This window comes from Nostoc sp. C117 (genome assembly GCF_043099735.1).
Lineage (GTDB): Bacteria > Cyanobacteriota > Cyanobacteriia > Cyanobacteriales > Nostocaceae > Nostoc.
In genome coordinates this window covers 2,291,029-2,313,680 of sequence record NZ_CP170991.1, presented here as the reverse complement: position 1 = coordinate 2,313,680, position 22,652 = coordinate 2,291,029, and the positions used below count along the sequence as shown (strand labels likewise).

Below are 22,652 nucleotides of genomic sequence, written 5' to 3'. Positions count from 1 at the left end.
TATGCTTTGGATCGCATCTCAACTAGCACACCGTTTAGCCCATAGTAATTTGTTTTTACAATCTAGCAAACCGCTGGCGTCTTGTGAAACTCCGCTAAATTTATCATTAAAAGATTTAGATATATTAACAAAAATCTTCACATTTAAGGACTGGGAAGAAATCAATTCAAAATTAAAAAATAAAGACTGGGGGAGATGTAGCTTTAGCTTTCCGCAGGGTGGGGAGGGGGCAAGGGTAAGTTATAGTCAGTCTTTCTACTGTGTCCTGTGCCCCATTCCCAATGCCCAATCCCTAATCTATCGCCTCATAATCAGCTTGTGCGGTACTTTCTTCGTCAAAATCAAAATTAAATTGTGGTATTAGTGTGCCATTCATTGCTGAGTCTAGTTCTGGGGTAAAGAGGTTAGTTGAAACTTGGTCAATTTCATCGGTTTGGCTGTTAGCTCGATTGTAGACATCAGCACCAATTGCAAACAGGGTTTGTTGGAAGTCATCTAAGCGCTGCTTAAATTCTGCTGTGGAGATGCTGGAGTCAATCATTGCAGCTTGGAGTTGTGAAACTTTTTCACTAGCCAAGGTTTTCATCTGATCGCCGATAAAGTTGCCATTATCCTTAATGGTAGATTCGTAACTGAATAACAAATTATCCGCTTGGTTTCTCAGTTCAACGAGTTCTTTACGTCTTCTATCTTCTTCAGCAAATAATTCGGCCTCTTGGCGCATCCGTTCGACTTCGTTGTTACTCAAACCACCTGTATTGGTAATTCTGATACTCTGTTCTCTACCTGTACCTTTGTCTTGGGCAGAAACTTTGAGGATGCCGTTGACATCAATTTCAAAAGATACTTCAATTTGGGGTACACCACGGGGTGATGGGGGAATTCCTGCTAAGAGAAACTTGCCGAGACTTTTATTATCTCGTGACATTGCTCGTTCACCCTGGAGGATGTGAATTTCTACCGAGGTTTGCCCATCAACTGCGGTGGAAAAAATTTGTGACTTACTGGTAGGAATTGTGGTGTTGCGTTCAATGATTTTGGTGAACACTTCACCTAAGGTTTCAATTCCCAGAGATAGGGGTGTGACATCCAATAGTAAGAGATTATCGACTTCGCCACCTAACACCCCTGCCTGGATAGCTGCTCCTAATGCTACAGCTTCGTCAGGGTTGATAGAGCGATCGGGAGCTTTGCCATTGAAAAATTTGATCAGAGCGTTTTGGACTGCGGGAATGCGGGTAGAACCACCAACTAAAATAATCCGATCTATATTTTGTGGTTTGAGATCCGCGTCTTTGAGGGCTTGGATCATCGGCTCAATGGTAGCTTCAATTAATTGTCCTGAAAGCTCTTCAAATTTAGAGCGGCTGAGTTCCATCTCCAGATGCTTGGGACCACTCTCATCCGCGGTGATAAATGGCAAGTTGATGGAGGTATTCACCATACTGGAGAGTTCAATTTTTGCCTTTTCCGCTGCTTCCCGTAGGCGTTGGAGTGCCATTTTATCTGGGGAAAGGTCGATTTTTTCGTGTTGTTGGAAGCGTTCCATCATCCAACGCACGATCGCATTATCAAAGTCGTCTCCACCCAAGTGGTTGTTACCACAAGTTGCCTTCACTTCAAAAACGCCATCTCCAAGTTGCAGAATTGAAACATCGAAGGTGCCGCCGCCCAAGTCGAAGACTAAAATTAGCTGCTCTTGATCTTGTTTATCTAATCCGAAAGCTAAAGCCGCAGCAGTTGGTTCATTGATGATTCGTAGAACTTCTAGTCCGGCGATGGTACCAGCATCTTTAGTTGCTTGTCTTTGGGCATCTGTAAAATATGCCGGTACGGTAATTACTGCCTGAGTCACGGTTTCACCCAAGAAGTTTTCCGCATCCTGCTTGAGCTTTTGCAGGATCATAGCAGATAGTTCTTGGGGAGTGTAGTTTTTTGAGCGAATTTGGACATCAACGGTATCATCTCGACCTTTGACACAGTTGTAAGGTACGCGTTCGCGTTCTACTTCAGTATCTTCCCAACGCCGACCGATAAATCGTTTAATACTGTAAATTGTGTTTTCCGCATTGGTTACGGCTTGGCGCTTTGCCAGTTGACCGACTAAGCGATCGCCACCCTTCCCAAATCCCACAATACTTGGAGTAGTTCGTCCACCTTCAGAATTGGAGATCACCAGTGGTTGACCGCCCTCCAAAACTGCGACGCAACTGTTAGTAGTGCCTAAGTCGATGCCAATAACTTTTCCCATATTTACCAGTATTTTTACTGAGTCTTTCTGCTGTAATTTATGATGTTGCGGACTAACTTTTGTGGCTACGAAACCAAGGCTAGCTCCAAATTTCAGCATCTAGAAATGGGGGTAAGGGGAAAGAGAATGGGGAGCGGAGGAGATGGGGAGCAGAGGGGAAAGACTGACTGTAACTTCCCCCCGCTCCTCTGCTCCTTTGCTCCTTTGCCCCTTTGCCTCTTCATCTCCCTCATTTTCCCAATACTCAATAACGATGCTCGCCTCTGCTAGAACCCAGGCACTTTCGGTCAGCGAGGCAAGCAATTACAGGTTAACTGAAGGCTTAACTCGTCTGATCTTCTGGTGCAGCAGGTGTATCTTCCTTGGGAGCAGCTACTTTGACCATTGCATGGCGCAGCACCCGCTCGCCCAAGTAATATCCGCGCACTAACTCTTCTAACACTGTTCCTTCAGGATGTTCATCCGTAGGTTCCCGCATTACTGCTTCGTGCAGGTTAGGATCGAATTCTTGGCCTTCCGGACGCATTGGTGATACACCCAAACGTTTAAGGGTATCTACTAATTGTTTGTAAACGCCTTGGTAACTTTTGTGGATGGTCATTTCGCCCTCGGATTGCGGTTTGAGGTGCGATCGCGCCCGCTCAAAATTATCGACTACTGGCAGCAATTCCAGAATCGTGTTCCGCTTCATCTGCACCTCTAGCTCTTCTTTTTCTTTGCTAGTACGTTTACGATAATTCTCAAAATCAGCGGCATTCCGCATATATTGAGTACTACGCTCTTCTAATTGCACTTTGAGAGACTCGATTTGTTGAGTCAGTTGTGCTAAGGCTGCCGTTTCGAGTTCAGTTGTCTCGGTTGCAGCGACGCCATTTTCTTGATTAAGAGTAGCCGTATCCCCCGTTACATTGGTTTGGGCTGCCACTTGCTCAGTAACTTCGCTGCCAGATTCATTAGAATTGATTTGGCCTAGGGAGTCGCTCTTCATTGCTTGCTTTACCTCTGTTGGTTCACCCAATTGCTGGCTTGTGTTGTTTATCTGTTTATTTTCATCCATCATTGTCTACTGATTCCAGATGCTTTTTATGGCAGTACATCTCCATAGGTTGCAACTGTCGTCATTTACGACTTGCAACTGAGGCTAACTTTGTTGCCGACAAGTTTCTGGAAGTGATGTCACCGTCATCTTATTGTGACAAATGGTGAACACGCTAGCTCAGACGCTCCTAGTGCGGTAACCCGAACGAGTAGCGTAACGCTAGGAGTAAGTATTTTGCAAGAGTGGCGCTGAATATGATTCGCCCCTCATCTGATTTATGAGTCTGTTTTTTAGGGACTGCCAAAGAAAAAATATCTCACTGTTGGCAGTCAACGGTCAACAGTCAGCAACTTCAAGCGGTTGTTTTTATTTCTTGGAGTTCCCTGAATGAATTACTACTTAAAATGTAACCGTTTATCAGATATTGTCATTCTTTCAAAAGTAGGGTTAAACAGCTGTTTACCGCTACTCAGCACTGAGGACTTTTTTGAACAATGAGAATTCTTTGTCACAACCTGGGAATACTTTAATCAGAGTTTTCCCTACTCATTGCTCATTTATGACTTACTCGTCTCCACAACGGCGCAGTACCGCTTTAACTACCAGAACAGAATTCTCGCCCTTTGGCAACAAGCTAGTCCAATCTGGCTATGTCAATAGCGAACAGATGAGGCAAGCACTAATTGAAAGCCGCAAGTCTGGTAGACCTTTAACGGAAGTACTAGAGTCCCTTACTGGACAACAGCTATCACCCGAGTTACTCAGGCAATATAAAAAACAGCAGCTATTTGAACTTAAAATACTTTACGGCGTAGAATTCCTCGATCCGGAAGTCAACTCCGTTGGTAACACAATGGTGGGGAACCTGATTGATACCCTGATCCCAGTGGATATTTGCCGTCGTCATCGTTTAGTACCACTGTCAAAACACGAAGACCAAACCCCGCCTTCAGTTTTAGTGGCGATGGTTGCTCCAGATAATTTAGAGGCTTCCGATGACCTGAATCGCATCTTGCGCCCCCAAGGCTTGGCATTGCAGCGCATGGTGATTACACAGGAGGACTACCAACAGCTAATCAACCAATACTTGGATGACTTGGCTGTTCGGCAAAAGCACCTAGAACAAGAAAAGTTTACAGATATTAATCAGGATTTAGAAAATCTCGGAAATCTCGACATTGAAGATGCCCCTGATGATATGGAGGCTGATCTTGGGGCAGCTATGAAGGGTGCTGAGGATGCCCCAGTTATCAACTTAGTTAACAGAATCTTGGCAAAAGCTTTGCATGAGAAGGTTTCTGATATTCACATCGAACCTCAGGAAGAAAACTTACGCATTCGCTTTCGGAAGGATGGGGTACTACGTGAAGCTTTTGATCCCCTACCGAAAAAAATCATCCCAGCGGTGACAGCTCGGTTTAAAATCATCGCCAGTCTAGACATTGCTGAACGCCGTCTACCCCAGGATGGACGCATCCGGCGGCTGTTTGAGGGACGTAAGGTGGACTTCCGTGTTAATACCTTACCCAGTCGCTATGGGGAAAAGGTGGTGCTACGGATTTTGGATAATTCTTCCACCCAACTCGGATTGAATAAGTTAATTACCGATCCAGAGACTTTGCGTATTGTCCAGGATATGGTCAGCCGTCCCTTTGGTCTGATTTTGGTAACAGGGCCAACTGGTTCCGGGAAAACAACGTCGCTGTATTCTGCACTATCAGAAAAGAACGATCCCGGAATTAATATCAGTACTGTAGAAGACCCAATTGAATACAGTCTTCCAGGGATTACTCAAGTACAGGTGATTCGGGAGAAAGGGCTGGATTTTGCGACAGCATTGCGGGCTTTCTTGCGACAAGATCCAGATGTGCTACTGGTGGGTGAAACGCGGGATAAGGAAACGGCAAAAACCGCGATTGAGGCTGCCTTGACTGGTCACTTAGTATTAACTACTTTACATACCAATGATGCTCCAGGAGCGATCGCTCGTTTAGGAGAAATGGGAATTGAGCCTTTCATGGTTTCTAGTTCTTTAATTGGCGTTTTGGCTCAACGTCTGGTGCGGCGGGTATGTTCTGAATGTCGCATTGCTTACACTCCCACAACCGAGGAACTGGCTCGTTATGGTCTATTAGCTTCCTCTGAGGTAGAAGTCACCTTCTACAAAGCTAACAGTTTGACATTAGAAGCGATCGCAGAAGCCAAAACCAAAAATCATCTTTGCCCAGCCTGTAACGGCGTCGGCTACAAAGGGCGTTGTGGTGTCTATGAAGTCATGCGAGTCACCGAAAACCTCCAAACCCTGATCAACGAAGAAGCACCTACAGAACGCATCAAGGAAGTCGCAATAGAAGAGGGTATGAAAACTTTGCTGGCTTACAGCATAGACTTAGTGCGCCAAGGTTCTACCACCCTCGAAGAAGTAGAACGGGTGACGTTTACTGATACTGGTTTGGAAGCCGAGTTAAAAGCCAAACGCAAAACAGGTCTTACCTGTCGGACTTGTGATGCCACATTGAAACCAGAAATGCTGGATTGTCCGTACTGTCTGACATCTCGGTTTTAAGACTAGGTATTGGGAATTGGGCATCAGTCATTGGTCATTAGTCGATGCTTACTAACTTAAAACAAATGACAAAGAACAAATAACCAAAGGAAGTAAAAGTATGGAAATGATGATTGAAGATTTGATGGAGCAGATGATTGAAATGGGAGGCTCAGATCTGCATTTATCCGCCGGTTTGCCGCCCTATTTCCGCATCAGTGGCAAACTCACTCCCATCGGTGAGCATATTTTGACGGCAGATCAGTGTCAAAGGCTGATTTTTAGTATGCTCAATAATACCCAACGTAAGACCTTAGAACAGAACTGGGAGTTGGATTGTTCTTATGGTGTTAAAGGTTTGGCTCGTTTTCGGGTCAATGTCTATAAAGATCGTGGTGCTTATGCTGCTTGCTTACGGGCATTAAGTTCTAAGATTCCTAACTTTGAAAAATTAGGTTTGCCAGATATAGTGCGGGAAATGTGCGATAAGCCCAGAGGACTTATTCTAGTCACAGGTCCTACAGGTTCGGGGAAAACAACAACCCTAGCGGCAATGATTGATTTGATTAACCGCACTAAAGCAGAGCATATTTTGACGGTAGAAGATCCAATTGAATTTGTTTACGAACCAATTAAAAGCTTGGTTCACCAACGTCAATTGGGAGAAGATACTAAGAGTTTTGCTAATGCTCTCAAAGCAGCTTTGCGGGAAGATCCAGATATTATTCTGGTGGGGGAAATGCGCGATTTGGAAACAATTTCTTTGGCGATTTCGGCTGCAGAAACAGGACACTTGGTATTTGGTACGTTACACACCAGTTCTGCTGCACAGACTGTTGACCGGATTATCGACGTTTTCCCACATGAGCGACAAACCCAAGTGCGGGTGCAATTATCAAACTCACTCGTAGCAGTATTTAGCCAAACCCTAGTATCTAAGAAAAACCCCAAACCCGGTGAATACGGTCGGGTAATGGCTCAAGAAATTCTCATCGTCACTCCCGCTATTTCCAACTTGATTCGAGAAGGTAAAACATCGCAAATTTACTCAGCTATTCAAACTGGCGGCAAATTGGGAATGCAAACTCTGGAGAAGGTTTTAGCCGATTTTTATAAAGCAGGAACTATCTCTTTTGAAGCCGCGATGTCTAAGACTTCTAAGCCAGATGAAATCCAACGTCTCATCGGTACTTCTGTACCAGCGCAAGCAGCAGGTGCGAAACCTGGTGCGGCTGCCAAAGCGCATTAAAGGAAGTGGAGATGAGGGAGTGAGGGAGATGAGGAGACTTTTACTGAGCGGACTTGTACTGAGTTTCGACTACGCTCAACTACCACGTAGCCGAAGTATGGGGAGATAAGGGATAGGGTAGGACAAGGCGACAAGGAGATAAACAAAACTCCTAACTCTTAACTCAGCACTCCTAAGTCCCCATATCCAATGCCTCATACCCCATACCAAATTAATAACAACTATTTTGAATTTATTTATGCCAAACTACGTTGCCCGGGTTCGGGATTCGCAAGGAAAATCCCGAACAGAAAAAATTGTTGCCGAATCTTTGAGCCAAGCTCGTACTAATCTTAGAGATCAGGGTTTTGTAATCCAAGATCTCAAGCAATCTCTGGGATTTCAGCCAGATGTTGCCTTCAAAAATTTCCAGAATTCCTTAGTTAAGGTTTCTGTAAAAGACAAAGCCGTTTTTTCCCGTCAATTTGCCGTTTTGATGAATGCGGGGGTTGCGATCGTTAGAAGTTTGGGAGTACTTTCTGAACAGTGTAGTAATCCTAAACTCAAACAAGCTCTTGTGGACATTAGCAACGATGTTCAAAGTGGAATGAATCTTTCTGAGTCAATGCGGAAGCATCCTGAATGCTTTGATGGATTATATGTGAGTATGATTCAAGCTGGCGAAGTTGGTGGTGTTCTGGACGAAGTATTGAATCGCTTAGCCAAGTTGTTAGAAGATGTTGCCCGCTTACAAAACCAAATTAAATCAGCATTATCTTATCCAACGGTTGTGGGTTTTATAGCAGTTACTATCTTTCTCGGCATGACGATTTTTCTTATTCCTGTTTTTGCCACAATTTTTGTCCAAATTGGAACTACATTACCACCTCTAACCCAATTCTTGATGGATGCTAGTCTATTTTTAAGAAGTCCAAAGGTTTTCGTACTTATCGCTGTTCTTGTAGGATTAAAAATTGCCTATGGAAACTATGCTAAAACTCCTGTTGGCCGCGTAACAATCGATCGTCTTTCCCTAAAAATGCCGTTGTTTGGTGACTTAATCCAAAAATCTTCGGTTGCCCGTTTTAGCAGAACTTTTGGTTCTTTGACTCGTTCAGGTGTGCCAATTTTAACTTGCTTAGAAATTGTCCGAGATACATCAGGAAACCAAGTAATTGCTAATGCCATAGATGCAGCCCGGATGGAGATTCAACAAGGAGGTATGATTAGCATTGCTTTACAAAAAGATCAAGTTTTTCCAGCTATGGCAATTCAAATGATTAGTATCGGAGAAGAAACTGGAGAATTAGATGGAATGTTGATGAAAGTTGCCGATTTTTATGAAGATGAAGTTGAGCAAGCAGTAAAAGCATTGACCAGTGTTTTGGAACCAATTATGATTTTGGTTTTGGGAGGAATGGTTGGTACAATTTTGCTGGCAATGTATCTGCCTATGTTTAAGGTATTTGAAAAATTGGGATAGAAATTAGGGAAATCGAATAAATAAATTATCCTGCTTGAAGTTGCTGAATGTTGACTGTAAATAGTGGGATGTTTTTTATTTTGAAGTCTCTTAAAAGTAAAAGCAAAGCCCGATGGTCTCCAGTTTCTGGGAGGAGTTAAGAATTAGGAGTTTTAACTCTTTATTTATCATTCTTAACTTATTAATACGAATTTAATTAATGATTACATCATATCTTTGGGTGAAGACGCGATTAGTCGCGTCTCTACAAATGGTCTATTTGTCGCATTCTTTTTTCAAATTGGTATCACTTATAAAGTTTATTCTTAACTACTAACTACTCACTGTTTAATAAGCTATGACCGTGCAAAAATCTCACTACGAAGCGAGCTTGGCAGAGTACAGCAATCATCTAGCTGCGATCGCTTTACTAAAACAACACCGCCCATACTTGGAGATGATTCCCAGTCTACGCCGTCCTGATGAGAGTGTAATCGCTATCCCTTTACCAATTGTTCGTCTTCGCAACACTGCCACAACAGTGCCACAAGCAATTTGCTTACCCTGTGATGTAGGAATTTTGATGTGCGATCCAGAATGGAAAATCAAAACCGGAGCAGAGATTTTGCTGTTTATTCATCGTCCCCATGAAGATTTTTCTGATTTGTTAGGACGTTGGCGACAAACCCAAGTTTTTTTGGACAATGATTATGAGTGGTTAATGCCTCTGCGCCACAGCCATATTTTGAGTGAGGGGGCTAATAGTATATATCCTTTATTTGTACTTTTTAGTGAGACATCAGAACGCATCCAAAGAGGTCTGGTAGGCGCTGAAGTTCCATTTGTAATTGAAACACCAGATTTCCTGGTTGAAGAAGAGAGAAGGGATGAAGAGGGTCTAGGGATTAGGGATTAGCATCTAGAATGCTTGAAATTGCTTGACCCTTGATAGATGACGGCTTTTTAGGGAATTCTTCAGATACTGTGAATTTCGCATGGTGTTGAGTTAAAAAAGAAACATGAAAATCATCAAACCCATCACCAACTGGTTAGAAACCCGCGCTTGTTCCCCTGCATATGGTGGTTGGGTGCTAGCAGCAACAGCTATTTGTTTTTTTGGGGCAGGTATTAATACGATGGCTGGTTGGCTGTACGCCATTAGCGGCATCAGTTTTGCCCTTTTGGCTGTAGCAGCGATCTTACCACCGCGATCGCTCGCAAATCTATCCATTACCCGCCGTCCCATTCAGCCTGTGTCAGCAGGAGACGAACTGAAAGTAGAATTAGAAATCTCCAATCACACACAGCAGGCTGTAAGTTTGCTACAAGTCGAGGATATGCTGCCTTTCGTCTTGGGGAAACCAGTCAAAAAGGCAATTGAAACAATTTCTAGTCAAGGTAGTTACCGTTGGGTATACTACCAACCTACCCAGCGCCGGGGCGTGTATCGCTGGCATACAGTTGAACTAGCTTCTGGTGCGCCTTTGGGATTGTTTTGGTGCCGTCGTCAGCGTGATTGTGCTGCTACAGCGATGGTTTATCCCACAGTATTACCCTTGGTTACTTGCCCCCTGATAGATGAAATGGGACAAGAAGAGAGCAAAAGGGGCGATCCCCGTGGTAGACCTTTGCAGACAGCGACAACGGGACTAGTGCGATCGCTTCGTCCCTACCGCATCGGAGATCCCACCCGCCTAATTCACTGGCGGACTAGCGCCCGTTATGGTGAATTAAGGGTGCGGGAGTTAGAAATGGTCACAGGTGGACAAGAGATAGTGATTGGCGTTGACAGTGCTAGTAATTGGGAAGAAGAAAACTTTGAACAAGCAGTAATTACCGCAGTTTCCCTGTATTTTTATGCACAGCAACAGCAGCTAGAGGTACAACTATGGACAGCATTGACAGGTTTAATTAAAGGCGATCGCTTTGTTTTAGAAACCTTAGCAGCAACCACTACCTTAGAAGACTCCAGTACGGTAGTTCCTAAAAGCCATCCTTTGATTTGGCTGACTCAAAACCCCTTCAGCCTTGCTACACTTCCTCAAGGTAGTCGCTGGGTTTTGTGGCCAAATATTTCCTCACCAGCAGAACCAGAGGTAATCAATTGGGAGCATCCTGGTCTTGTTTTGCAAAGCGATCGTCCATTACAACCTCAACTGCAAAAAACATTAAATTCGCATTAATCAATACTGTACTGTCAGCAAAAAACCAAATCATAGAAATTTCCGAGATTTTCTCCGATCCCAGCACACCAGACATATCAGCCTTTGAGCAAAGGTAAAACAATGCGAGCAACTCAGGTTGGGGAAATACACCCAGTAATCCCCTACTGCGGCTGAGGTACAATGCAAAGAAATATTTAAATTATGAGCGACAGATCCAGATGATCACATCAGAACTTAACACAAAATCCAGCGATAAAAGCCTAGAGGCAATGCGGCATTTTTCCGAACAATACGCCAAGCGTACTGGAACATACTTCTGTTCTGAGCCTTCTGTTACCGCAGTGGTGATTGAAGGATTAGCCAAACATAAAGACGAACTAGGTGCGCCTTTATGTCCCTGTCGCCATTATGAAGATAAAGAAGCTGAAGTTCACGCCACATATTGGAACTGTCCTTGTGTGCCCATGAGAGAACGCAAAGAGTGCCACTGCATGTTGTTCCTCACCCCTGACAACGAGTTTGCTGGAGAAAAACAAGAAATCTCTCTCGAAACAATTAAAGAAGTACGAGACAGTATGGGATGACCGAAATCATCCCCCAAGAGTTTTGGCAAGGCGTAGAACAGTTTAACTCTGGTCAGTTTTACACTTGCCATGACACTTTAGAGGCTTTGTGGATTGAAGCTAGCGAACCAGAAAAAACTTTTTATCAAGGCATTCTGCAAATTGCTGTGGCACTGTATCATCTCGAGAATCGTAACTGGCGAGGTGCGGTAATTCTGCTGGGAGAAGGCAGCAATCGCTTGCGGCGTTATCCATCTAGTTATAGCAGCATTGATGTAGATGAGCTACTTAGTCAAAGTGTAACGTTGTTGAAGACATTGCAACAAATAGGACCAGACAAAATTACAGCTGGCCATCTCGCTGAAAATGAAGCCTTATCTTTACCTAGAATTGTGCTAGTTAGCGATTCATAAAGTTTAAGTAGGTGAAGGAAGACAAGGAAGATAGGGAGAAAAATTACTTCCTTGTCTTCCTTGTTTTTCTTTTGTTCTGTGTCATACTTTTCACTTCACTATAATTTTCAACCGCTATAAGTCAATATGGTTCAGTTAAGGCTAAAACCTTTTAAAGTAGATTTTTTAACGAACCACAGAGGCGCAGAGGACACAGAGAGAACAAAGAAATGCTTAACTGAACTGTATTGCTCTATAAGTAGTTCTGCGATCGCCTGTTGGATTATTTTCTCTGGAAGCCTCATTGCTCTCCATTACATCATATCTTTTTGAGAGAAAGTATGAGTTTTAGTTCCGACATTGCTGAAACAATCACTGGCTCGACAGTCGATTAATTTTTTCACAAAAAAAATAACATGATAACTGTAACTCAGTTTCAAAAATTGATCGGTAAAAACCTTAGATTTGAGCGTGTTTTAAATGGCTCCTTTTGCAAATGTTTTGCTTGAAACTCCATAAGAATTAACGTTATTATCATTCAATTTTATTGAGCAAACTAAACATCTATCTTGAAGCTACGATGTATTCTATCTAAAGATTAGCAGTACCCTTAGCATTCTGATAATAACCGATCTTCTTGGATAATTCTGATGCTTAACAATCGAGTTTTAATTTTAGATGATGAAGAACACTGGCTAGCTCGACATGAACAACAGTTGAGAAAGGCTGGGATTGATTGCTACCCCACTCAAGATTCATCTGAAGCTATTAATTTTGCCAGAGAACACAAAATTAAAATCGCTCTCATTGATGAAATTTTGTTTTCTCAAGAAGGAGAACTTCAACGTTGGCAAGGAAGCGGCGTGATTCGAGAGATTGTGGAAGCTGGCTTAATCGATACTCATTTCATACTAATCACTGCTGCACCAGCTAAGCGTAGTGGCTGGAATACTCCAGCATTTTTACAAGATGTATTTTGGCAAGAAATTACATCCTTGGAAAATATTTCAGGTGTTATTAATGTGATCAACAAGTCACAAATAGACTCCAATCCTGGGGATTCCTATGCTCACTTAATCAATGTTATTAGAAGGGTTAATAGAAACACTCAAAACTCAGGTAACTTTGTACATACAGAATCTTGGCTGGGTAGTCTTCGGAAGCAGTTAGCTCTTTTTCGGATTAATATAAGTTTCACACTCATCAATGTGAATATAGGGGCGATAAACATCAGGAATAAAACCCAGGGAAATCAAATTGGCAGCCAGCATAATCAGTTAGAAGAAGAGGAAAGCAACAGATAAGCCACTTGAAGAAAAAAATGGTCTACCCATCCTGGTTCCAAAGTCTTGAATTTTCTCTAGGGTTACATGGTGGTTTATCCTATATCCTCACAACGATACTCTGACAACGGGTAACCGATACGAATCTTGTAACTCATTTACGAACTTTTGATGTTGTGAAAAAAGCTGAATACTAGGTGGCACAAAGATTTGAGAAACAAAGTGCGAACGAATAACTTTAATTGTAACCCTTATTAATTAGGGAAATCCAAGAAATCAATCATCCAATTTTTTGGGGTAGGTGTCTCGCCCACCGAGTCAACAAGAGTTAATTGAATATTTTTTATTTGGATGTCTCTTATCAGTTGAATAAAAGTTTGTAGTGATTTTTCAGGAGAAATATTTATGTCTGGAACAAATTGGAATTTAGGTAGCGTAGGTGGATTAAATTTTCATAGTACTGTTAACGGGACTCAAGTTGGAACCCAGAATAACTACCCTCAAAAGCAAAACCTGATAGAAGCTGCTTCAGAAATCCAAAATCTTTTAGATCACCTTTCTCAAAGATACCCAATGGAAACTGATGCTCAAAAGCAGGTGATTGCTGCTGAGTTCAAAAAAGAAGTTGAGCAGAAACCAGAACTTCGGGGTAGGATTATTGCTGCATTACAGTCAGGTGGCGCAGAAGCGTTAAAACAACTTTGCAATCATCCGGCGGCAGAAATTGCGATCGCTGCTTATGAAGGATGGAGCAACGCCTAGTAACAGTTATCTGACTCGATAACATTCCAGAAAAGCAAAATCGATGGTTACAAGTACCAATTTTCAACCTGGAATTTTTGTAATTTTGTCAGATGTCTTAGTCCTGTAAAGGCAGATGTAAGGGGTTATCTACAAATAAAGTGCTTGTAACTCAGTTACAAGCATTATTATTGATAATTAGCCTTGAATACAGGCTAGTGTGAGAATTTGACCGGACTCATGTGGTTTTAGGCTATTTTAGTAACTCATTTCATTGTTGACTAAATTATTAATAAATTTGCAAATAGTAAGCAAATTAACAGATAGTAAATTAATTTATTTCAACAATAAAAGAGGCAAAACAGCCTATATCAAGGAGGTCTATGTTTTCATGTCATTAGCAGCTAGTAAAGGTGGAATATATGCAAAGTCTAGCGACCCTATTGGTTATGATATTAGTATTATTAGGCAGTGGTCGGCTTTGGGTCACAAACAAATTACTGGTATCGAGCTTTATCAAGATTTACTTCCCAAATCACATCCTATGCAGCTAGAACTAGGCATAGGCAATGTATGCGGACTGGAATGTGAGCATTGCTTTTTGGGATACGATAGTGGAGCCACGATTAGTCAGCTAATTCCGATGTCTGCACTGCTGGACACAGTGACATACATGGTTGAGAAACTTGGCACGCGGATGATCGCTGTTGTCGATAGAGATGCTCTCACACCCAAACGATCCATACCATTTTTTGAGCATACAGCAAAACTTCGCAAAGAATATCCTGATATCAAGTTTGGAGGTGTCACCAACGGATTAGCGATCGATAGATATGCTAATGATTTAGAGCGAATTAAATTAGATTACTTAGATATTTCAATGGAAGGTTTAGGTGATGAACACGATAAACTTCGGGGTAAAGGTAATTTTGATTTAGTGTTGAAAAACTTAAGAATCGCCCTAAAAAAGCAGCTAGCAGAAAAGGTAATTGTTGCGACTACGCTCCATCGCTTCAATCATGATTCAATTATTCGTATGATTCATCAACTTATTCTTGAAGATGGAGTGCAATGGTTTGATATTGGTCTTTTGATGGCAGTTAAAATGCAGCAATATCAGCTACAACAGAGAGATATAGTGGAATTTTTAGATAGCTTATCTCAATCACTTGTATCAGTAAAAGTTTCACAGACAGTAACAATTTTAGTTGAGATTTGTGCCTACTGCGCTGCTTTCATTCCTTCACTTATAGATAGTGGTTGGTTAATTCCAGAACAAATTCGACAAGACAAATATGGTCACCTATATCAAAACGTTCGCGTCAATGATTCTATAACCATCACTCTCCGTCCAGAACTCATCCCTGAATACTGGCGACATACCTTGCGAATTTCATCTGACGGTTATGTAGTTGGAGGATGTGAACCTCTAACCCAAAAAGATTACACTAAGCTAGCTGTAGGTAATATCCAGATAGAATCCATCCAAGAGATTTACCGTAGAGTATTATTACCACAGTCGCCTTTTTATAATTCCATGCTTGCTTATAATTACTCAGAATGCCGCAATAAAGCTTGCTTTGCTTACTGTATGGGTGGGGATTCTCTGTTAGCTAAATCAGTTTATGGTAATTACAACCGCAAAGATCCTAACTGCGTTTGGAACGAGTATAAATTTCAAAATGCATCTATGTATCTAAAGAACTTCAATCTTTGTAAAAGTTAAATCAACAGCAAATTTACTACATATAAAGTTAAGTCAATAAATCTGAACCTTAACATATATGCGATCGGCATTAAAGTCTAGCAGCAGTGGCAACTTTGCCCCGATAAAGTGACTAAAAGCTAAAGAAACTATAAATTTATCATTTTTTGATCGTTATAACGTTTACTATCTGAAATAAATGTGATACCTGGGTGTAAGCGTGATGACCTCCAACCCATATTTTGTCAGCTATGTTGAGAGAGTTCAAGAATCCCTAGCCGTTTTCTCCATGACTGATACAGACGCCGCAAATTATGTAATCTCAAGCCAACCCGGAAAGACTTACAAACCAAAGTTTCTGATATTTGAAGCTTTATTTAATCATAGATATGAACAAAATGGCAAAACTGCGATCAGAAGAAAATTTGACCCACACATTTCTGATAACCTGCTGAATGCTCATCAACCAGAGTCATTTTTGGAAGACTTAAAAAGATTATACGAAAATGCAGAATACCTGAATTTGGACTGGCAATCAGTCAGATGGGCAAGTCGAGAATCAGATGAATTGCGTTTGTCAGACTTAGGAGAGGAAATGAAGTTACTTTCAGAAATTTATGACACAAAAGTACGGCATTTAAATCCTAGAGAACTTCCTAACGAACGGGATTTACAAGAGATTCAAAGAATTATTAGAAAATTAATCCAAAGATATGAAGTAGAGTATATCCCGACTAATTTTGGAGCGAATGCCATTATCTATGAAGCTTGGAAGTTAGGAAAGTTTTTTTCTTTAGACGATCCGCAAGAAGATAAAAAACGTTTTGTCAACGTTCTTAATGGGTTATTTATTCAGGAAAATCGTATCAGTGCTAACAATCTATTGTTGGAAATATCTCAAAATTTAGGTTTAGAACATTTAACACAATTAGAAAAGAGTAAGTTAAAAAATAATAAAAATTGGACGATAAAATTATCCGATGACCCTCATCATTCCTGGTTTGCTTGTGTAGAACAATCTTTAATTCATAAAATTAAATATAGTCAATATCAACGTCCGGATATTTCAGATCGATACTTGATACATTACCCCTTGATAATTGATACATACTGGTTTGCAGGCTTTGCCTATTTATATGCTAAAGACGATAGCAGAACAATAGTGAAGAAATTACAGAAAAAACCAGAAATTTTTGATAAGAACAAGTATTCCAAAATCTTTAACGTTATTCAAACAGTTTCTGAAACTCTAAAATTCTCTTTAAGGTTTGATGCCTTGTCAAAAGTAGAAGAAAGACTCAAACAGCAATTGGGTTTTGAGGATTTATTTTTAGAAACTGTCAAAGATTACTTTGTTTGCTTCAATATGTCCAAAACAGGAGAAAAACCCAATACATCTGCAACAAATAAGCAATTGGTTTATCAAAATTACGGTATTAATATTTATGGTCCAGAATGGCTGTCAGACAAACATCAAGAATTGATTCGTCAAGAACTAAATGGCGAGATGCAAATAGTAGGCGTTCGGATTCCTGGTTTGTACGAAGAACTACAAGCCAAGAAACAGGAGACAGAAAAAATTCAGATGCGGGGTAGAGAAGAACAATCACGTCAAATAGCGCATCAAGCAGCAGGGTTAGTTGCTGAAGTTTGGGATGACCCCATGAGGATACAATTAGAGCCAAGAACAAAAGCATCTCTTTGGCAGCTTAAATCTTTAGTTGATGTTTGGGGTAATTTTAACCTCAAACCAAATAAAAACATTTCTGAAGATCCAGAGCCTGATTTTCCTGAATGGGAAACTTTAACAAACAAACAGGTATTTCAGCAACTGATTGATATTAGCTTATCTCATGCACTAAGACGTGCAACTTATACTCGAACTTCAGAAGAAGTCACTGACATTGAGACACAAGAAGCTGATAGCAATACAGTTGATAGAGCTATAGAAATATTGATGAATTCAGAAGAGCCAATAGATGTGTTTAGAGATGAAGTGTTTGGAAGCTCTATAGAAGAAGCAATTGAATGGGTAGACAGAGAGTGTCCCTCTTGGCTGAGATCCCGAGGTTTTGCTATCTGTTTTCATCATTGTTTTTGGCAAGCTGCATATCATGCATTTCGTGCTAAATGTGCCGATCAATCCAGCCCTTATCTTCGCATTCAAGTGAATGACAAAGAAGTGATAATTCGGAATAGGAAAGAATTCGACAAAACGCCTTACGGAGAACAACCAAGAGATGTGATATTTTTTGATTCTTTAATTAAGCGTATGCAGGGTGCTTTTGATATCAAAGGACCTGAGATGATAGATGGTTTCTGGCACACAATTATTAGCAGGAATGAGTCTTGATGTAAAAGTTGAATAAATACAATCATCAACGAAAATAACATGAAAAAATTGGATAAATACAATCACGAAAATAAGTGGTTAGGATACGTTTGGAAGCAAGACAAGCAAGAGAGTGGTCAGAAAGTCATTATTGTTGTTGATGACTGTTTTAAACTAGCTGTATCTGATAATCCTCCTAATGCACACGGTTACGGTTTGAAAGTCATTTTCGATAAGCTTAGTCTTTTTAACGATACATTAGGTATCGGTTTTTTTGACTTGCCTCAATCATCTAAAAAAGAAGATATCCAGTTAATTGTTGATGCTATACAAAGCTGGATAGATGAGTTCCAAAACCGGAACATCAAGCTGTATTTATTGGTAGATTACTTCCACGGTCTACAGACTATGGAAAGTAGGGCACGTGGTCTAGAATTTGTCGAGTACTGGCAAAAACATCAACCTCTACCAACTGAAAGAATTGGTCATTTAAGTATAGGTGGTGCAGATTTACCGAACCCGCATAACTTAGAACGGTTTCGGAAAACAGACATTCATGATTACAAACAAGAAAATAAACTACTACCTGAAGATTTTCTCAATTGGTTGGATGTTGACGAACATCCTCTTTGCAGGTTGTGGCGCTACTCAGACAGATGGTTTTCAAGCGATAGCGATACAGTCTTAGTTAAGCATAACTTTTCAGAGGTTAGTAAGTTTTTATTTAACAAAACAGATAGTGATAGCATTTTTCTAGCTACTGAATACAAAAGAAAAATCGAAATTGCTTTAGATGTCAAATTACCTGATGTATGGTGGGAAAATGAAGAGACAGCTAACAATATCCATGAGTCTCTCAAGTGCCTTTGTGGTGATTTTTTTTGCGGCCAAAGTGATAAGAATGGCAAGCGACATCTTTCTGTTGGCGCTGCTTATTTAATAGCCTTGATGGCTCATCAAAAAGTTTACAAGAATGTCGATGTATTTGTGGAAGATGTCAAACCTTGGGTGAAATGTTCTCAAGCAACAAGTCCAATTTTTGCTAAACAGGATAAAGCAACTGCACGTGCTTCAGCTATTGCTCTTTATGATGTTTTTATTTCCATGTTTAATCCTCGAAGTGAGGATAATTCTCGTCAAAATACATCCGGAAGGTCTCAAGTCAAAAGTGTATATTTTTATGAATCAGGCAAAACACTGAAAATTCAACTTAGCTGGGATGCTCAGCATCCATCCTTAGATCGTCAAGAATCTTTAGCTCAAACTATTTCTAAAATATTTAAGCAAGAGACGATCGCCATTCCCAAGTTTCCTCAAAACACAATAAGTGCCATTTTACGTCTATGGCGTCAAATGGCCATCAGTGAAAGTGGATTTATGAGTCCAGGAGTTATCAACATCGAAGGAGACACATTGATAATTGCATCAATAAAGTAAAACAAACATATGAATACAACACAATTGTCAAGTCAAAATTCTCTCACTGTATGTGTTATTTGCAGAGACGATCGAAGTTTTCTCTGGGCAAAAGTTTTAATGAGTTATTTTACTGAAGTATATATTATTCAATCTAGTAGTGATTACAGGAAATTTACCGTCAGCGATACAGAAGGAGTCATGATTCCACAAAGGAAATTACCTTCTTCTTTTAGTGCTGTCTTTTTTCATTCTAGTGACGAACATATTTTGCACGATTGTCATCTAACTTCTAACTGTATTTTTGAATTCAATACTCCTGGAACTCCTCAAATAAAAGAAGGTATATTTCCCATATTACGGCAAACCGCCCCTAATTTTGCAATTAAATCGAAAGATATTGAAGAAATATTTAATTACTTAATTGGACAGAGAGAAAATTTACCTTCTATATGCTATCAATCTCAGGAAATTTTACCTGCTCTATTATTACTTTGTCAGAGTTATATATCAATCTATTCTCAGGATACAAAAGTTTCCCGTTCATCTTGGTGGCTTAAAGGTTTGGGAGGATCAAAAGATGCTCAACAACACTATCACTATTTAGAGCAATTATTGAATAGTGAGTGGATAACACCACGTACAAACAATGTTTATAAAGATGCTGTTGATACTTTAATGAAAAATATTTTTAAAAGTCCTTCATTTTTATTTTCTGAGGCTTCGATAACACCACAGACAGTAAGATCCGCATACAAAGTTATAGGGGATAAATTAGATATACAACCAACTAAATTAGTGACAAATTCAATTCAAACACCGTTCACTTGGATTGTAGCGGTCAAAAGTAGTTTAGTTAGTACTTCTGTAGCAACTGCTTTATCTACATTACTCGGCATACCACAACTATTTCTGGAAGAAAACGAGCATTGGCATAAGTTGAAATCCCTCAAGCAATCTATCTGTATAATTCCGGAAAACCAGATAGAACTCTTACCAAAACTTCGTCTTAAAGGTTTTAGTGGAGCGGTTCTAGTATTATCCTCTATCCCCTTTTCTACTTTAAAGCAGCAGCACCGAGTTCTGCGCTTTGGGCAGGGTTCTCATGATTGTTGTGAAAGTCCTTGGATGCTTTCTATATTGTTAGAGAAGGTCAAAGAACTAGTGCCTCTAGAACCAGAAAATTTTAAATTTTTACATAAAGAGCTAAGGGCTTCTCAAAAGCTGAGCGACAAACAAATCACATCATGTCTTGAAGATATTAAGCATCTGAAAAATTTACCTCAGGAAGATAGCCAGAAAATACAAGAGATAGAAAAAACTTTACAAAAATTGATGTCAGATGCGCGTGTAGCTTGTCATACAATTGTCACTATTGGTCAGGAGAGCCGGCCACTGCAACAGCATTTTCAAGTAGCATTAGATGAAATTAGTATTTGCGATCGCCAGCAACGCCAAAAAGCAATCAACCGATTGGAAGAAGCTTTCAATCATTTGAAATATCTTTTGGGCGTTGGATAAATGCGGGATAAATCAGTTTAACACAGGTATTTCCCTATACTCTCAACTCCCAGTATGGACGATGCACAGTAAAACACCTCAATTCATCCGGACATTATGCAACACCAGCTTTTGCAATCTACATGGTGAAAAATATTTTGCGTCTTTTTAGGAGGAAGAGTGTGTGACTGATTTTAGTGTCTTACTGCTAGATGATGAACCAACTTGGCTTGCACTACACGAAAGCCGTCTAAAACAAGCTAGGCTTGTATGCCATCCAACTCAAGATGCAAAAGAAGCTATTAAGATTGCTAAGACAAACCCATCACTCAAATTTGCACTCATTGATGAAATCCTCTATGTCACCCCAATTCCCGTAGTTGAGGAACAACGGGAAATGCAGAGGTGGCAAGGTAGCGGTGTGATTCGAGAGATTGTTGCTCAACGCTCTGATATCCAGATTATTGTGGTTACGGCTGCTGCTGTATCTCGCAGCAAAGGTGATAACCAGTTATTTAGACGGGAAACAGCAAAACTGCGGCGGCAAAAGGGAGTTATTGATATTATCCATAAATCAGATATTCAAGAAGACCCAGAAGGTTCTTATAAATGGCTAATAGATTTACTTAAAAAACCAGCCCTCTCTATTAAAGCCGATGTAGTCACGCCAAAAGTGATGATTGGTTTGGGTTATACAAAAGAAGTACACAAAGCGATGGCTGAACAGATGGGTATAGCCAGGAAACAATTTCTGCCTATAGCTCCTTTATTAGAGAAAGGCGGCCAAAGGATATTGGATGAGTTTTGGCAAAAAGCTACAGAAAAGTCAGTGCTGCTAGAAATGCCTGGGTCTAAAAAACTCGATCGCCTGCATGGAATTAAGCCAGAGTCAAGCGCCTTTAATATACTGGCTTTTTTGGCACAAAAAACGGAAAAGCAAATCCAGGTGATTATTCGTGAGCAGGATTATCATTTCTCACGGCGTCAATCGAGGAAACAGACAAGCGAACTTCCAGAATACGAACCTTTGGCTGTTCAAGATTATACCTTTGGTTACGATACAGACGGTAGACGCGGGTTGCGTTCTGGAGTGCAGATTGAAGGAAAGCTAAGCCAAAATTCCCCTCTTAAGGTTGCAATACACAGGTTAAGTCGGCAACTCAGTGAATTTAATTTAGGTCCTGCGAGTCAGTTATTTAGCTATGAACTAGAGAATGGAGGATACCATCCTAACTTTGAACTAGGGATTGTTCTTTATGCAGTTGTCGATTAATACAGCGTTTTTCAGGTAAATGAAGTACACATCTGGGGGCAAACGGCCGTTCGCCCTTAAAATTATCTGTACCTCACAAAATTGCAATCTGCTGTATCTAATTTTTTACATAACGTTTCCTGAAACCTTGAGGTTGGGGGTAGCGTCACTATTTCAGCCAGTAGTTATCCTAAATCACTCCAGATTCTACATTTCCTTTCTGGATAAAGTACTTGAGATAATTAGAATATAAGCCCAAATCTTGAATCCCAAATTGTTATGATGCCCTGCTATCAATTGTTAATATCTCAAATGCGTCGTGCTGGATTAGCCTTAATGCTGCCAGCTGCACTCTTAGGAACTTTTGCCTTCCCTAACCAAGTGCAAACAGCTACAGCACAAACATCGGTAGGAAATCGTCCTCTGACTATCCGTGCTGATGTGCAAGAATATGACGCCAAAACTCAAGTAGTTACGGCTCGCGGTAACGTGCAAATGTTGTATCCTGCTCGCCAGCTTCAGGCAACATCTGCCCAAGCACAGTACTTTAGTAAAGAACGCCGAATTGATTTCAGCGGCAACGTTTATATTTTGCAACAGGGCGGTAACAGTATCCGAGCGGAAAACGTAACCTATTTAATTGACGAAGGCAGATTTGTCGCCTTACCCCAATCCAAGCGTCAGGTAGAGTCTATCTACATGGTGCAGGAATCAGATAATGATGGACAAACTACTACACCTGCTCCAAAGACACCAGCATTCAAGCCTTCTAATTAGC

General features: G+C 40.6%; 17 protein-coding genes. 15 read left to right on the top strand and 2 right to left on the bottom strand.

Annotated features, from left to right (window positions below):
- Positions 1-292: 292 nt before the first annotated feature.
- On the bottom strand, positions 293-2,251 hold the full coding sequence (dnaK, locus tag ACFG4S_RS10575; RefSeq protein ID WP_392535956.1) for a molecular chaperone DnaK: 1,959 nt from the start codon (positions 2,249-2,251) through the stop codon (positions 293-295).
- A gap of 322 nt (positions 2,252-2,573) precedes the next feature.
- Positions 2,574-3,311, bottom strand: a complete 738-nt coding sequence (grpE, locus tag ACFG4S_RS10570) for a nucleotide exchange factor GrpE (RefSeq protein ID WP_392534750.1) — start codon at positions 3,309-3,311, stop codon at positions 2,574-2,576.
- A gap of 538 nt (positions 3,312-3,849) precedes the next feature.
- On the opposite strand from grpE, the gene ACFG4S_RS10565 reads away from it, so the two are divergent.
- From ACFG4S_RS10565 to ACFG4S_RS10495, 15 genes are all read left to right on the top strand, one after another.
- Complete coding sequence (locus ACFG4S_RS10565; RefSeq protein WP_392534749.1) at positions 3,850-5,856, top strand: GspE/PulE family protein; 2,007 nt, start codon at positions 3,850-3,852, stop codon at positions 5,854-5,856.
- Between the two features lie 100 nt (positions 5,857-5,956).
- Positions 5,957-7,084 (top strand): type IV pilus twitching motility protein PilT, encoded by a 1,128-nt coding sequence (locus tag ACFG4S_RS10560; protein ID WP_392534748.1) that lies wholly within the window; start codon positions 5,957-5,959, stop codon positions 7,082-7,084.
- A 238-nt stretch (positions 7,085-7,322) separates the two neighbouring features.
- Positions 7,323-8,546 (top strand): type II secretion system F family protein, encoded by a 1,224-nt coding sequence (locus ACFG4S_RS10555; protein ID WP_392534747.1) that lies wholly within the window; start codon positions 7,323-7,325, stop codon positions 8,544-8,546.
- Between the two features lie 337 nt (positions 8,547-8,883).
- Positions 8,884-9,441 (top strand): hypothetical protein, encoded by a 558-nt coding sequence (locus ACFG4S_RS10550; RefSeq protein WP_392534746.1) that lies wholly within the window; start codon positions 8,884-8,886, stop codon positions 9,439-9,441.
- Positions 9,442-9,544: 103 nt separating this feature from the next.
- Complete coding sequence (locus tag ACFG4S_RS10545) at positions 9,545-10,708, top strand: DUF58 domain-containing protein (protein ID WP_392534745.1); 1,164 nt, start codon at positions 9,545-9,547, stop codon at positions 10,706-10,708.
- Between the two features lie 200 nt (positions 10,709-10,908).
- Positions 10,909-11,274, top strand: a complete 366-nt coding sequence (locus tag ACFG4S_RS10540) for a ferredoxin thioredoxin reductase catalytic beta subunit (RefSeq protein ID WP_392534744.1) — start codon at positions 10,909-10,911, stop codon at positions 11,272-11,274.
- Positions 11,271-11,666, top strand: a complete 396-nt coding sequence (locus ACFG4S_RS10535) for a DUF309 domain-containing protein (protein ID WP_392534743.1) — start codon at positions 11,271-11,273, stop codon at positions 11,664-11,666. Before ACFG4S_RS10540 ends, ACFG4S_RS10535 begins: the two co-directional genes overlap by 4 nt.
- A gap of 629 nt (positions 11,667-12,295) precedes the next feature.
- Positions 12,296-12,949 carry a hypothetical protein gene (locus ACFG4S_RS10530; protein ID WP_392534742.1) on the top strand — a complete coding sequence of 218 codons (654 nt, stop codon included), beginning with the start codon at positions 12,296-12,298 and terminating at the stop codon, positions 12,947-12,949.
- A 384-nt stretch (positions 12,950-13,333) separates the two neighbouring features.
- Positions 13,334-13,690 carry a hypothetical protein gene (locus ACFG4S_RS10525; protein ID WP_392534741.1) on the top strand — a complete coding sequence of 119 codons (357 nt, stop codon included), beginning with the start codon at positions 13,334-13,336 and terminating at the stop codon, positions 13,688-13,690.
- 370 nt (positions 13,691-14,060) lie between these two features.
- The gene (locus ACFG4S_RS10520; RefSeq protein WP_392534740.1) at positions 14,061-15,395 is read left to right on the top strand and encodes a radical SAM protein; all 1,335 of its coding nucleotides are present in this window, start codon (positions 14,061-14,063) and stop codon (positions 15,393-15,395) included.
- Between the two features lie 202 nt (positions 15,396-15,597).
- Positions 15,598-17,727 carry a hypothetical protein gene (locus tag ACFG4S_RS10515; protein WP_392534739.1) on the top strand — a complete coding sequence of 710 codons (2,130 nt, stop codon included), beginning with the start codon at positions 15,598-15,600 and terminating at the stop codon, positions 17,725-17,727.
- A 39-nt stretch (positions 17,728-17,766) separates the two neighbouring features.
- A complete protein-coding gene (locus ACFG4S_RS10510) occupies positions 17,767-19,143 on the top strand; it encodes a hypothetical protein (RefSeq protein ID WP_392534738.1) in 1,377 nt (458 codons plus the stop codon).
- Positions 19,144-19,242: 99 nt separating this feature from the next.
- Positions 19,243-20,643 carry a hypothetical protein gene (locus ACFG4S_RS10505; RefSeq protein WP_392534737.1) on the top strand — a complete coding sequence of 467 codons (1,401 nt, stop codon included), beginning with the start codon at positions 19,243-19,245 and terminating at the stop codon, positions 20,641-20,643.
- 163 nt (positions 20,644-20,806) lie between these two features.
- Positions 20,807-21,895, top strand: coding sequence for a hypothetical protein (locus tag ACFG4S_RS10500; protein ID WP_392534736.1), 1,089 nt, complete (start codon positions 20,807-20,809; stop codon positions 21,893-21,895).
- Positions 21,896-22,153: 258 nt separating this feature from the next.
- On the top strand, positions 22,154-22,651 hold the full coding sequence (locus ACFG4S_RS10495; RefSeq protein ID WP_392534735.1) for an LptA/OstA family protein: 498 nt from the start codon (positions 22,154-22,156) through the stop codon (positions 22,649-22,651).
- The last annotated feature ends 1 nt before the right edge of the window (position 22,652 follow it).

What these genes read in the sequence shown, in the direction of transcription:
- ACFG4S_RS10515 (WP_392534739.1), top strand. Translation starts at nt 15,598, where the DNA reads ATGACCTCCAACCCATATTTTGTCAGCTATGTTGAGAGAGTTCAAGAA.
- grpE (WP_392534750.1), bottom strand. Translation starts at nt 3,311, where the DNA reads ATGATGGATGAAAATAAACAGATAAACAACACAAGCCAGCAATTGGGT.
- ACFG4S_RS10565 (WP_392534749.1), top strand. Translation starts at nt 3,850, where the DNA reads ATGACTTACTCGTCTCCACAACGGCGCAGTACCGCTTTAACTACCAGA.
- ACFG4S_RS10530 (WP_392534742.1), top strand. Translation starts at nt 12,296, where the DNA reads ATGCTTAACAATCGAGTTTTAATTTTAGATGATGAAGAACACTGGCTA.
- ACFG4S_RS10555 (WP_392534747.1), top strand. Translation starts at nt 7,323, where the DNA reads ATGCCAAACTACGTTGCCCGGGTTCGGGATTCGCAAGGAAAATCCCGA.
- ACFG4S_RS10535 (WP_392534743.1), top strand. Translation starts at nt 11,271, where the DNA reads ATGACCGAAATCATCCCCCAAGAGTTTTGGCAAGGCGTAGAACAGTTT.
- ACFG4S_RS10540 (WP_392534744.1), top strand. Translation starts at nt 10,909, where the DNA reads ATGATCACATCAGAACTTAACACAAAATCCAGCGATAAAAGCCTAGAG.
- ACFG4S_RS10545 (WP_392534745.1), top strand. Translation starts at nt 9,545, where the DNA reads ATGAAAATCATCAAACCCATCACCAACTGGTTAGAAACCCGCGCTTGT.
- ACFG4S_RS10550 (WP_392534746.1), top strand. Translation starts at nt 8,884, where the DNA reads ATGACCGTGCAAAAATCTCACTACGAAGCGAGCTTGGCAGAGTACAGC.
- dnaK (WP_392535956.1), bottom strand. Translation starts at nt 2,251, where the DNA reads ATGGGAAAAGTTATTGGCATCGACTTAGGCACTACTAACAGTTGCGTC.
- ACFG4S_RS10510 (WP_392534738.1), top strand. Translation starts at nt 17,767, where the DNA reads ATGAAAAAATTGGATAAATACAATCACGAAAATAAGTGGTTAGGATAC.
- ACFG4S_RS10525 (WP_392534741.1), top strand. Translation starts at nt 13,334, where the DNA reads ATGTCTGGAACAAATTGGAATTTAGGTAGCGTAGGTGGATTAAATTTT.
- ACFG4S_RS10505 (WP_392534737.1), top strand. Translation starts at nt 19,243, where the DNA reads ATGAGTTATTTTACTGAAGTATATATTATTCAATCTAGTAGTGATTAC.
- ACFG4S_RS10560 (WP_392534748.1), top strand. Translation starts at nt 5,957, where the DNA reads ATGGAAATGATGATTGAAGATTTGATGGAGCAGATGATTGAAATGGGA.
- ACFG4S_RS10520 (WP_392534740.1), top strand. Translation starts at nt 14,061, where the DNA reads ATGTCATTAGCAGCTAGTAAAGGTGGAATATATGCAAAGTCTAGCGAC.
- ACFG4S_RS10495 (WP_392534735.1), top strand. Translation starts at nt 22,154, where the DNA reads ATGATGCCCTGCTATCAATTGTTAATATCTCAAATGCGTCGTGCTGGA.